Origin of the sequence: Sulfitobacter aquimarinus (genome assembly GCF_040149565.1) — a bacterium.
Lineage (GTDB): Bacteria > Pseudomonadota > Alphaproteobacteria > Rhodobacterales > Rhodobacteraceae > Sulfitobacter > Sulfitobacter aquimarinus.
Genome location: NZ_JBEFLO010000002.1, coordinates 386,015 through 398,258, shown reverse-complemented (window position 1 = coordinate 398,258; position 12,244 = coordinate 386,015). Strand labels below are relative to the sequence as shown.

Annotated in this window: 12 protein-coding genes; 5 read left to right on the top strand and 7 right to left on the bottom strand. The window is 60.6% G+C overall.

The genetic code is table 11. The annotated features are described in order from the left end of the window. Window positions 1-13 precede the first annotated feature (13 nt). From ABMC88_RS06025 to ABMC88_RS06010, 4 genes are read left to right on the top strand one after another with little or no spacing between them, the layout of a single operon-like run. Entirely contained in the window at window positions 14-1,348 is a 1,335-nt protein-coding gene (locus ABMC88_RS06025; protein WP_349575934.1) for a glutamine synthetase family protein, read from the top strand. 3 nt (window positions 1,349-1,351) lie between these two features. Further along, window positions 1,352-2,035, top strand: a complete 684-nt coding sequence (locus ABMC88_RS06020; RefSeq protein WP_349575933.1) for a type 1 glutamine amidotransferase — start codon at window positions 1,352-1,354, stop codon at window positions 2,033-2,035. After that, window positions 2,035-3,393: a glutamine synthetase family protein gene (locus ABMC88_RS06015; protein ID WP_349575932.1), complete on the top strand. Its 1,359-nt coding sequence runs from the start codon at window positions 2,035-2,037 to the stop codon at window positions 3,391-3,393. Before ABMC88_RS06020 ends, ABMC88_RS06015 begins: the two co-directional genes overlap by 1 nt. Further along, the gene (locus ABMC88_RS06010; RefSeq protein WP_349575931.1) at window positions 3,390-4,691 is read left to right on the top strand and encodes an NAD(P)/FAD-dependent oxidoreductase; all 1,302 of its coding nucleotides are present in this window, start codon (window positions 3,390-3,392) and stop codon (window positions 4,689-4,691) included. Before ABMC88_RS06015 ends, ABMC88_RS06010 begins: the two co-directional genes overlap by 4 nt. A 150-nt stretch (window positions 4,692-4,841) precedes the next feature. On the opposite strand, the gene phaR is transcribed toward ABMC88_RS06010, so the two are convergent. The 3 genes from phaR to ABMC88_RS05995 form a co-directional block, all read right to left on the bottom strand. Then, window positions 4,842-5,402 (bottom strand): polyhydroxyalkanoate synthesis repressor PhaR, encoded by a 561-nt coding sequence (gene phaR / locus ABMC88_RS06005; protein ID WP_349575930.1) that lies wholly within the window; start codon window positions 5,400-5,402, stop codon window positions 4,842-4,844. 134 nt (window positions 5,403-5,536) lie between these two features. Continuing rightward, a complete protein-coding gene (locus tag ABMC88_RS06000; RefSeq protein ID WP_349575929.1) occupies window positions 5,537-5,986 on the bottom strand; it encodes a phasin family protein in 450 nt (149 codons plus the stop codon). A 155-nt stretch (window positions 5,987-6,141) separates the two neighbouring features. Then, a complete protein-coding gene (locus ABMC88_RS05995; RefSeq protein WP_349575928.1) occupies window positions 6,142-7,947 on the bottom strand; it encodes a PHA/PHB synthase family protein in 1,806 nt (601 codons plus the stop codon). A 114-nt stretch (window positions 7,948-8,061) separates the two neighbouring features. On the opposite strand from ABMC88_RS05995, the gene phaZ reads away from it, so the two are divergent. After that, on the top strand, window positions 8,062-9,366 hold the full coding sequence (phaZ, locus tag ABMC88_RS05990) for a polyhydroxyalkanoate depolymerase (RefSeq protein ID WP_349575927.1): 1,305 nt from the start codon (window positions 8,062-8,064) through the stop codon (window positions 9,364-9,366). A 107-nt stretch (window positions 9,367-9,473) separates the two neighbouring features. Here phaZ and ABMC88_RS05985 read toward each other — a convergent pair whose 3' ends face one another. From ABMC88_RS05985 to ABMC88_RS05970, 4 genes are all read right to left on the bottom strand, one after another. Continuing rightward, complete coding sequence (locus ABMC88_RS05985) at window positions 9,474-10,184, bottom strand: alpha/beta fold hydrolase (RefSeq protein ID WP_349575926.1); 711 nt, start codon at window positions 10,182-10,184, stop codon at window positions 9,474-9,476. Window positions 10,185-10,248: 64 nt separating this feature from the next. Beyond that, window positions 10,249-10,857: a hypothetical protein gene (locus ABMC88_RS05980; protein WP_349576142.1), complete on the bottom strand. Its 609-nt coding sequence runs from the start codon at window positions 10,855-10,857 to the stop codon at window positions 10,249-10,251. Window positions 10,858-10,874: 17 nt separating this feature from the next. Continuing rightward, complete coding sequence (locus tag ABMC88_RS05975) at window positions 10,875-11,300, bottom strand: VOC family protein (protein WP_349575925.1); 426 nt, start codon at window positions 11,298-11,300, stop codon at window positions 10,875-10,877. A 138-nt stretch (window positions 11,301-11,438) separates the two neighbouring features. Next, window positions 11,439-12,182 carry an alpha/beta fold hydrolase gene (locus ABMC88_RS05970; protein WP_349575924.1) on the bottom strand — a complete coding sequence of 248 codons (744 nt, stop codon included), beginning with the start codon at window positions 12,180-12,182 and terminating at the stop codon, window positions 11,439-11,441. Window positions 12,183-12,244 lie beyond the last annotated feature (62 nt).

Genomic DNA, 12,244 nt, shown 5'->3' with positions numbered 1-12,244 from the left:
TTAATGGTGATATATGCATAACTGGCTTCGTAAAAACCCGACCGTCCGCACCATCCGTGTGGCCGCCGCTGACCTGAATGGCGTGCCGCGGGGCAAACGTATTCCCACGCGCTTTGCCGACAAGATCACCCAAGAGGGCACGCGGTTCCCGTTTTCTGTTCTCAACCTCGACATTTGGGGCGAAGACATCGAAGACAGCCCGCTGGTCTTCGAGAGCGGCGACCGTGACGGTGTGCTGAAACCGACCGAGCGTGGCTTTATGCCGATGCCGTGGCTCGACGCGCCCACTGCCTTGCTGCCGATCTGGATGTTCCATGAGGATGGCCGCCCCTACGACGGCGACCCCCGCCATGCCCTGCGCGCTGTGCTGGAGCGGTTCAAGGCCCGCGGCCTTACCCCTGTTTGCGCGGTCGAGCTGGAGTTTTTCCTGATCGACGACAGTGGTCGCAAGCTGCAAATCCCCGAGAGCCCCCGCTCGGGCAAGCGGCGCAAGGGCGCGGAAACGCTCAGCATTCGGGCGCTCGACCAGTTCGACGAGTTCTTTACCGATCTTTATGACGCCTGCGAGGAAATGGACATTCCCGCCGACACGGCCATCTCCGAAGCGGGATTGGGCCAGTTCGAGATCAACATGATGCATTGCGACGATGCCCTGCGTGCCGCCGACGATGCGTGGCTGTTCAAGATGCTGGTGCGGGGCCTCGCGCGGCGGCACGGGTTTGCGGCCAGTTTCATGGCGAAACCGTACAAGGATTACGCGGGCTCTGGCCTTCACACGCATTTCTCGGTGCTGGATGCGGACGGGAACAACGTATTCGACAATGGCGGACCGGAAGGCACCGACACCATGCGCCACGCCGTTGCGGGCTGTATGCAGGCGATGGCAGGCTCGGCGCTGGTCTTTGCGCCGCATGCCAACAGCTTTGACAGGATGATCCCCGGAAGCCACGCGCCCACGGGCATCAGCTGGGCTTATGAGAACCGCACCTCGGCCATCCGCATCCCGTCAGGGTCGCACAAGGCGCGGCGGATCGAACACCGCGTATCGGGGGGCGACGTGAACCCCTATCTGATGCTCGCCGCCGTGCTGGGGGCCGCGATCAACGGGATCGAGGACGCGGCAGAGCCGCCCGCCCCGATCACCGGCAACGCCTATGCCGCCGATCTGCCGCAGATCCCGCACACATGGGCTACCGCGATTGACGCGTTCGAGAATGACCCCGCCATCGCCCGCATCTTTGCGCCCGACCTGATCCGCAACTTTGTGCTGACCAAACGTCAGGAGCTTGAGGCGATGGCCGACCTAAGCCCCGCAGAGCAGGTCGAAATTTATCTGGATACGGTGTAAGCTATGAAAATCGGCATTCTACAAACAGGCCACTCCCCCGAAGAGATGCTGGAAGACCACGGCACCTACTCGGACCGCTTCACCGCCCTGCTGGACGGGCACGGGTTCGAGTTCGAAACATTCTCGGTCGTGGATGGCGCGTTTCCTGAGGGCACGCAGGACGCGGATGGTTGGCTCATCACCGGCTCCAAACATGGCGCTTATGAGGACCACGACTGGATCCCCCCGCTCGAAGAGCTGATCCGCGACATCCGCGCCAGCGGCAAGCCGATGATCGGCGTGTGCTTTGGCCACCAGATTATCGCGCAAGCTTTGGGCGGCAAGGTCGAGAAATTCGACGGCGGATGGTCCGTGGGCCGCACAGAATACACCATGGACGGCGCGCCCGTTGTGCTGAACGCATGGCATCAGGACCAAGTGCTCGCCCTGCCCGAGGGCGCACAGGTTGTGGGCAGCTCCGATTTTTGCGCCAACGCAATGCTGGCCTACGGCGATCACATCTGGACGCTGCAACCGCACCCTGAGTTCGGATCGGATTTTATTGACGGGCTGATCCGCCACCGCGGCAAAGGTGTGGTGCCCGATGCAAAGCTGGCATCGGCCAGCGCCGATCTGACCCTACCCAATGACAACGCGCAAATTGCCACTCAAATGGTGAATTTTTTCAAGAGGAAAGCGAGGGCCTGATGGCCGACTGGAAAGACAGCCTACCCGAGGCGGCGAAACTCTATCTGGATGGCAGACGTCTGGACGAGGTCGAATGCATCATCCCCGACCTGCCCGGCATTGCACGCGGCAAGGCGGTGCCTGCATCGAAATTCGCCCGTCAGGATATGTTCCACCTGCCCGACAGCATCTTTTACCAGACCATCACCGGCAATTGGGGCGAGGCCGCAGGCGATGAAGGCTTCATCGAAAAAGACATGATCCTGCGCCCCGACATGTCCACCGCCACGGCTGCCCCGTGGACCGCCGACTGGACGCTGCAAGTCATCCATGACGCCTTTGACCGCAACGGAAATGTGGTCGAATACAGCCCGCGCAATGTCCTCAAACGTGTGGTGGACCTCTACCGCGCCAGTGGCTGGGAACCCGTTGTCGCCCCCGAGATGGAGTTCTTCCTGACCGCGCGCAACCTTGACCCCGCGCAGGCGATCAAGCCGATGATGGGCCGCTCCGGCAGGCCCGCCGCCGCACGGCAGGCCTATTCCATGACGGCCGTGGATGAATTCGGCCCCGTGATCGACGACATCTATGATTTCGCCGAAGCGCAGGGGTTCGAGATCGACGGCATTACCCAGGAAGGCGGCGCAGGCCAGCTGGAAATTAACTTGTTGCACGGCGACCCCGTCAAACTGGCGGACGAGGTGTTTTACTTCAAACGCCTGATCCGCGAGGCGGCGTTGCGCCACGATTGCTATGCCACCTTCATGGCCAAACCGATCGAGGACGAGCCGGGTTCGGCCATGCATATTCACCACTCGGTGCTGGACACGCAGACTGGTGCCAACATCTTTTCAGCCGAAGACGGCAGCGAAACACCCGCCTTCATGCACTTTATCGCGGGGCTGCAAAGTCACATGCCGAACGCGCTGGCCGTGTTTGCACCCTACGTCAACAGCTATCGCCGCTACGTCAAAGACCACGCCGCCCCCATCAACCTTGAATGGGGCCGCGACAACCGCACAACAGGCATTCGCGTCCCCTTGTCCAGCGCCGCGGCGCGGCGGGTTGAAAACCGTCTGGCGGGCATGGACTGCAACCCCTATCTGGGCATCGCCGCCTCGCTGGCCTGCGGGTATCTTGGCCTCAAGGAAGGGCTGCAACCCGCCCCCGAATACAAAGGCGATGCCTATGACGGCGACGGCGACATCCCGCGGACCATGGGCGAAGCCCTGCGCCGCTTTAACGAGGCGACCGCCCTGCACGAAATCCTCGGCCCCGACTTTGCCCGCGTTTACGGTATCGTCAAAGAGGCGGAATACGAAGAGTTCCTGCAAGTCATCTCGCCATGGGAGCGCGAGCATTTGCTGCTGAACGTATGAACCTTCTCTACGCCAACGACAAAGCGGGCAACTATCCGCCCAGCTGGTACGCCGCGACTGCCACGCCCCTGCCCCTGTCCGAGCCACTGCGCGGCGCACAAAAGGCAGACGTTTGCATCATTGGCGCGGGCTACACGGGCCTGTCTGCCGCGCTGCATCTGGCACAAATGGGCCGCGATGTGGTGCTGCTGGATGCGCAACGTGTGGGCTTTGGCGCATCAGGGCGCAACGGCGGGCAATTGGGCTCGGGCCAGCGGATGGAACAGGACGCGCTGGAGGCGCTGGTCGGCGATCCCGAAGCAGCCAAACTCTGGGACCTCGCCGAAGACGCCAAGGCCCTCGTCAAATCCCTCATCGCCGAGCACGCCATCGACTGTCAGCTCAAACCTGGCGTGGCATGGACCGCGTCAACCAAGGCCGACACGCGCCACCTGCACAAATATGCCGCGCATTTGGACCAAAAATACGGCTACGCCCACATCGAAACACTGGACCACGCCGCCCTGCAAGACGTCTGCCCCTCCCCCGACTACCTCGGCGGCATCCTAGATACGGACGCCGCACATCTGCACCCGTTGCGCTACGCTCTTGGTCTGGCCCGTGCAGCCAAAGCCGCAGGTGTCCGCATCCACGAACGCAGTGCCGTGCACCACATCGACGAAGGCACGCCCGCAACCGTGCGCACAGATGCAGGCCATGTGCAGGCAAACCACGTCATCCTCGCCTGCAACGGCTACCTTGGCGGTCTCAACCGCCGCGTGGCGGCCCGCGTCATGCCCATCAACAACTTCATCATCGCAACCGAACCCTTGGGCGACCGGATGGCCGATGTGCTGCCCCGCGATGTCGCCGTCGCCGACAGCCGCTTTGTCGTGAATTACTTCCGCCGCTCACCCGATGGCCGCCTGCTGTTCGGCGGCGGCGAAAGCTACGGCTACCGCTTCCCCAGCGACATTGCCGCCAAAGTGCGCGGCCCGATGACCCAAATCTTCCCACACCTCAAAGACGTGAAAATCGACTACGCATGGGGCGGCACGCTTGGCATCACGATGAAGCGCCTGCCCTATCTGATGCGCACAAATAACATCCTGTCGGCATCGGGGTATTCGGGGCATGGCGTTGGGACCGCCACCCACGCAGGACAACTTATGGCTCAAGCAATTGCGGGTGACACAGACGGCTTCGACACGCTCGCAGCCCTTCCCACCTCTCCGTTTCCGGGCGGTCCCGCAATGCGCTCGCCCATGCTCGCCCTCGCCATGACATGGTACAGCCTGCGCGACCGCCTCGGCGTCTGACACGCGCCTATTTTTCTGGCCTTAAATCCTTTGGGGGAATTTGCCCTTGGGTCAAAGGGGGCTGTCCCCCTATCCACACCACAACCACCCCCAAACGAAAAAGGCGGACCCAGCGGCCCGCCCAAATCAAATTCCCGAAACGTCGAAAAACTACTTCAGCTTCGAAAGCTTCTCTTGCAATTCAGCCAACTGCCGCTTGATCGCATCCAGATCTTCCGTGCTTTGCGCAGCCTCGGCCGCAGGCTCCGCGGGTTTGGCACCTGGCCACCCGCCGGCAACACCGCCCGTCATTGCCTTTATGAACGCCTCTTGCTGCGCTTGCATCGCGTCAAATCCGGGCATGCTCGCCAGCGGGTTCATGGAATTCATGTTCTCCATGACCTTCGCCTGCCCGTCGCGCAGCATCGAAAACGACTGCTGCAAGAATTCGGGCACAACACTGACCTTGCCCGTCATGTAACTGCGCACCAGATCGTTGAGGACTGCAACAGGCAGAACGCTCTCGCCGCGGCTTTCGTGTTCGGCAATGATCTGCAACAGATACTGCCGCGTCAGATCGTCACCGGATTTCAGATCAACAATCTGGACCTCACGGCCATCACGGATGAAGCCTGCGATATCTTCCAGCGTCACGTAATCGCTTGTCTCTGTATTATAGAGCCGCCGGCTGGCGTATCGTTTAATCAGAAGGGGTTTGCCCGTCTCAGCCACTCACATTCCTCCCAGACCTTGTGCTGCGTTGCAGCCTAGACGCTGCATGCGCAAAAAGAAAGGGTGAGCTGCAAGCAGCCCACCCCTCATTTTCCCACTCGGTAAAGAGTGCGAAGTCTGGCCCTAGGCCTGACTTATTTTGTTGTCGCTTTTTTGGCAGCGGCTTTTACGTCGTCGCCGGCTTTTGTCATGACGGCTGTGGCTTCGTCGGACATGTCTTTGCCTGCGGCCATCATCAGTTCAACTGTTTCCATCTGAACTTTTTTCGCAACTTCGGCGAAAGACGCCATGTGCTCGGCCGCCGCTTCTGAGTAGGCAGATGCGAAATCGGTCATCGCTTTTGCGTAGTCAGCAGGCTCGGATTTTGCTTTGGACATGTCGGACAGTTTCGCGACAGTGTCTTTTGTCCACTTGGAGGAAATCTCGGTGGATTTCTCAACAGCTGTCAGCGCTACGCCGGACAGTTTTTCGCTCAGCGTGGCGGAGGTTTTGAAAGACGCTTCCATAGAGGATGTGTCGACGGGGAATGCGCCCATCATGTCTTTGAGCATTGTGGTCATGTCGGGTGTTGTTGCAGTTGCCATTGTCATAATTCCTTGCATTTTATCAAAGGATCGCATCCGCCTGGCTCATCCAGCTTTCTGCGTCTGCAAGGAGATATACATGCTGCAGCGCGGCATTGCAAGGCTTATTCTGCAATGCAGCATTTTACATTACCATGGGTAAACCACGTTTGAAATCAGCCCCTTGCCTTTACGGCAACGTAACTTCCGGGTGCATCGCCCAAAATAACCCGACCGTCCGCACCCGGAATACGTGCGGGAATCATCTCGCCCGATCGCGCATCAAGCCAGCTTTCCCACCGCGGCCACCACGACCCTTCGGTAAACGCAGCACCCGCAAGCCAGTCGCTATACTCAAGCGACAGATCGTCGTTGGTATAGTGGCCGTATTTCCCTTTGGAGGGCGGATTGACGATGCCCGCGATATGGCCCGACTGGGTCATGATAAAGGTCTTGTCGGTGCTGCCCATTTTTTGCACCCCGCGAAAGCTGTCTTTCCACGGCGCGATGTGATCCGTTTCGCAAGCAATGGCGCAGAGCGGGATATCGACCTCGTCCAGCACAAGATGATGCCCGCACAGATCATATCCGCCTTCGGCCAATTCGTTGCGCTGGCACAACCCGCGCAGATACTGCATGGCCATCTTGGCAGGCAGGTTCGCCCCGTCCCCGTTCCAGTACAACAGGTCAAAGGCGGGCGGCGTCTCGCCCATCATATAGCTTTTGACCGCAGGCCCGTAGACCAGATCGTTCGAGCGCAAAAACGAGAACGTCCGCGCCATCACGATCGAGGGCAAGATGCCCTTATCGGCGGTCTCTGCCTCGATCCCGTCGATGAAATCATCGGTAAGGAAGGGCTGGAACTCTCCCTGATCGGAGAAATCGGTCAGCGCGGTAAAGAAAGTTGCGGATTTCACCGAAGTATCGCCGCGCTGCTTGAGCAGGCTCAGCGTCAGGCTAAGCGTGGTGCCCGCGATGCAGTACCCCACGGCGTTGACCTGATCCTGCCCTGTGATCGCCTTGACCTCGTTGAACGCCGCGACGTAGCCGTCTTCGATATAGTCCTCCATGCCGACATCGCGGTAGCTGCTGTCGGGGTTCACCCATGACACCATGAACAGGGTATAGCCCTGATCGACGACCCATTTCACAAACGAGTTCTGCGCCTTGAGGTCTAGAATATAGTATTTATTGATCCACGGCGGAAAGACGACCAGCGGCGTGGTATGCACCTTTTTGGTGGTGGGGGTGAACTGGATCAACTCGAACATGCGGTTGCGGAACACGACTTTGCCGGGCGTGGTGGCGATGTTACCGCCCAGCTCGAAAGCGTCCTCATCCGCGAGTCGCACGATCAGCTCGCCGTTGTTGGCCTCCAGATCGCCGATCAGGTTTTCCAGCCCTTTGATCAGGCTCTCGCCCTCGGTATCTACAGCGCGTTGCAGCGCGTCGGGGTTCGTCGCCAGAAAGTTGGTGGGGCTCATCAGGTCGATGATCTGCCGCGAGAAGTAGCGCAGGCGCTGCTTTTCGTGCGGGGCCATGTCCTCGACGTCTTCAACCGCCTGCGCGATCGCCTCGGCGTTCATCAGGTACTGCTGTTTGACGAAGTTGAAATAGGGGTGTTGCTGCCACATCGGATTGGCAAAGCGGCGGTCGGTGGCGGTACGGTCTTCGGGCGCGCTCAGCGTGCCTTTGGCCAGCGCCTGCTGCGCCTCGACAAAATGGGTGACGGATTTGGACCAGAAGGCCAGTTGGTGTTCGATCACTTTGGCGGGGTTGTGCATCGCCTCGTGCACATAGGCTTTTGCCGCCTTCGAAAAAAGCTCCTGACTGGGGCCATCCAATGCCGCCTGATGCGTATTGCGCGTGGCCAGAATATGCGTGAGCCGGTCGCGCAGGGCGTCCACCTTGTTCAGGTTCTCGGTCATTCGGGCCAGAGATTCCGCGCCCTGTTCACCACCATCCGTAGATTTAGTTGTCATCTTAACCATTCCCCCCTATGTTGCACCTGCAGCATTTTCGTCAGCCGCCCTCTTTCGGGGCGTGCGACAGCCGATGCACCCAACCGCGTTGGGTCATTTTTCAGGAGCACCGCAATGCGTTACATGGCATCTTACGATTTAATGGAAACGATCCGAAACACCAACCAGTGGCTCGGCGCGTCAACCCTTGCGATGGCCTCCTACCCTGCCTTTTCTATGTTCCCCAACCCCGCGATGCAATGGATGAGCGCGTGGGGCGAGGTCACAGAGCGTACTTTCAGCCGCATGGTGGTCAAACCCGACTGGAACATCCCCCCTTTCGTTGGCGCCAGCGGGACGGACCGCATGGTCACAGAAGAAATTGAGATCAAGGGCGAATTCGGCGATCTTTTGCACTTCCGCGTGCAAGGGCGCACGGAAAAGCGCCGCAAGGTTTTGCTGGTTGCCCCCATGTCGGGCCATTACGCGACGCTGCTGCGCTCGACCGTGATCAGCCTGCTGCCCGACTGTGATCTGTATATCACCGACTGGCACAATGCGCGTGACATCCCTGTCAGTGCGGGCAAATTCGACATCGAAGACTACACCATGCATCTGGTCGACTACATGCGCCACCTTGGCAGCGACCTGCATGTCATTGCTGTGTGCCAACCCGCCCCGCTGACCTTGGCGGCAACGGCCTATCTGGCCGAAGAAGACCCCGACGCGCAGCCCAGCACGCTCACGCTTATCGGCGGCCCGATTGATCCCAGCGCCGCCCCGACCGAGGTGACAGACTTTGGCCACTCGGTCACAATGGGCCAGCTTGAACAGTTTATGATCCAGCGCGTCGGCTTTAAATACGCGGGCGTGGGCCGCAAGGTTTATCCCGGCTTGTTGCAGCTCAGCTCGTTTATTTCGATGAATGCGGACACGCATAAGGACGCGTTTATGGGGCAGATCCAGCGTGTCGCCCAAGGCGAGGCGCATGAGCATGACAAGCACAACAAATTTTACGACGAATACCTCGCCGTGATGGACATGCCCGCCGAATTCTACCTGTCGACCGTGGACCGCATTTTCAAAAACGGTGAAATCGCAGCGAATGAGTTCGTCGTGAACGGCAAAAAGGTGGACATGGGCAAGATCACCACCGTCGCCGTGATGACCGTAGAAGGCAGCAAGGACGACATCTCGGCCCCCGGCCAGTGTATTGCGGCGCTTGACCTGTGCAGCAATGTGCCGGACGATCAGAAGGCCAGCCACGTCGAAGACGGCGCAGGCCACTACGGTATCTTTGCGGGCAAAAGCTGGCGCACGAATATCCGCCCGCTTGTCCTTGATTTCATCGACGATCACGAGGCCCGCGTGCCACCCGCGTTCCGCCAGAAAGAGATTGCCAAAGGCAAAGCAGCCAAAAAGAAGCAATCAACCGCTTGATTGGTTTGAATGCTGCGCCCTTTCCCCGCACGGGGTGAAGGGCGCGGTCTACCCTGCCTTCTGCAGGGGCAAAGCGCCCGCTTGGTGCGCCTCCCCCCCTACCTGCGTTATTGCAGCACGTAAGGCTGCGTCATCCAATTGCGCAGCGCGGCTGTCGTCTCGTCTGGTTGCTCCAGCGTGGGCAGGTGGCCCGACTGCTCCATCACTTGTAGGTGGGCATAGGGAATCAGCTCGGCCATAAATTCATGGCGCTTGACCGGATTGATGGTGTCATAGGCACCGCACAGGATCAGCGCAGGCACTTTGCAGCGGCGCAGCGTGCCTTGCTGGTCCTTGCGGCGCTGCATTGCCCGCGACTGGCGCACAAAGGTATCCGGCCCCAAGGTGCGGCCCATGTCCTCGACCAGCGCAAGCACTTCGCTTCTATACGCGCCGGGGGCCAGGGCAGAAGCAGGGATTTGATCGCGCAAAACATCCGCGAACCGCCCCGAGCGGACCTTGACGATCTGCGGCTCGCGGTTGGCGGCAACCACAGGTGTTTCGGCCAGCGGGTGCGTATCCATCAGCGCGATGCGGCTGACACGGTCAGGTGCGCGGCGCAGGATCTCCATCGCGACCACACCGCCCATCGCCGCCCCTGCCAGCGCAAAGCGTTTCGGCAAAATGTCCAACAACCCCGAAGCAATCTCCTCAATCCGCTCGCCCTTGGTCACGGGGGCGACGGTCACGGCGGTCTCGCTTGACAGCTCGGCGATTTGCGGGCCGAACAGGCGCGCATCACACATCATGCCCGGCAGTAAAACCAGCGGCTCTTTCATCGGGGAACTCTCACTCTTGAACGCTGTGGCATGCATGCAGTGATGCGCGCCCGCGTGCAAGCCCTCAGGGGTAGGCAATACCGCGAAACGGCGGGAAATCGGCATAGCGTCGCGCACGGGTGGCGCGATCTTCGGCAGGCTGCGCACCTGCCCGCAGCAACATGCCACGCGGCGCGATATAGCTGCTGATCGTGCGCTGGGGCTCGGGCCGCCACGCAAGGTTGAACGCACAGAGTTTGGGAAAGAACCACATCTCGGAATAGGGCAGATGGTCGTGGACCCACCACGCCAGATCACGCCAGTCGCGCCCCTGTTCGTATTGGTCGGCGAACCACGGGATCACCAGTGACGTGCCCGCGATGGGCGGCCCGTCCCAATCCCAGATGTGGCATTCAATCGGGTTGTCGCTGCGCGCGCAATTGAGCTTGTTCTCGTTTCCAAAAGTATTCAGCGTGGCCGAGCGGTAGCCCGACCGGATGGCGATGCGGCCAAAGGTTTCCTCTAGCGGGTCAAGCAGTTGGGTACATAACGCGCGGCCCCGTTCAATCGCCAGATCGGGTAGGTCGGGGATGTTGGGGATGCCGTGGAATGCGCTGATCTCGCTCATCAGGAAATCCCGCATGTAGAAATGTTTGGACAGGCGCACGCGGCCCAGTGTCTCAAGGCTCCACATGCTGGCGGGGGTGCGCATCAGTGGCCGTTCCAGCGAAAGCTGCCGTCGTCGGCCAGCGCGGAATAGGGGTTGTGGGCGACCTCCCATATGGTGCCTTCGGGGTCTGCAAAATATCCGATGTGACCGCCCCAGAACACGTCGGAGGCCGCCCGCAGGATACGCCCGCCCGCCGCTTGCGCGGCGTCCAGTACCGTGGCCACATCCGCCTTGTCGCGCACGTTATACGAAAAGGTCGCGGCACCGCGCCCCATGTCCTCCACGCTTAGGCCGATGTCTTCGGCCAGTTTTTCCAGCGGGTACAAGCCCAGAGTCTGCCCGATCAGATCAAAGGCCACGACTCCGTCTTGTGTCTCGACACGGGTCCAGCCCAGCGCCTCGTAAAAGGCGGCGATGCCCTGCATGTCGCGCACGCCAAGCGTGATCAAACTGATGCGTTGTTCCATGGGTACGGCTCCTTTTTGTCCGCGTGTTGATTTCGGCCACCCTCTCATCCATTTGCGCAGGCGATGCACGATCAGCGCCGGATCACATGCGCCCGAACGCCCGCGCTTTGCACCACATAAGGCTGCCCCCCGCGTGCTTTATCCGCTGACGTCCTGCACGGCGCGTTCAATCAGGCCAAGGCACAATGCATCGGAAAAGCGGTGATCGGCGTCTTTGACCAGTAGCAATTGCGCGTCAGGGCTGCTGATATGACCAAGCAGTCGGGTCGCGGTGGGGACGCTCACGGCGGTGTCTGCGGTGCCTTGCAACATGCGAACCGACACAGGCAGCTCCAGCGCGTCGCGCAGCACCAGATGGGTGCGGCCATCCTCGACCATGCGTTTTGTAACCACATAAGGTTCCATGTAGTCCGAGGGCAACTCGACCCGTCCCTCCGCCTCCAGCTGCGCCTTTTGCGCGGCGTCAAAGCCCGCCCACCAGCCGTCTTCGGTGAAATCGGGGGCGGCGGCGATGGTGACAAGCCCCGCCAGACGCTCTGGCCGCGCACGTGCCAGCAACAGCGACTGCCACCCGCCCATGGACGAACCTACGGGGATGATTGGCCCCTCGGTCAGCGCGTCAATGGCGGCGAGCGTGTCTTCGTGCCAATCGCCGATGCTGCCTTCCTCGAACGTGCCGGAGGATTGGCCGTGGCCGGAATAGTCGAACCGCAAAAAGGCGCGGCCCGTGGCGCGGGCCCAATCCTCCAGATGGATGGCTTTTGTCCCCTCCATGTCGGATTTCAGCCCGCCAAGGAAGACCACGCACGGCCCTTCGCCCGTGGTCAAATGATAGGCGATGCGCCGTCCTTGGGGTGTGTCCAGATATGATGGCTCGGCCATATGTGTGCTCCCGTTTTGTGCTGCGCGATCATGCGCAGCACGCACGGCCAAGAGCAACGGGT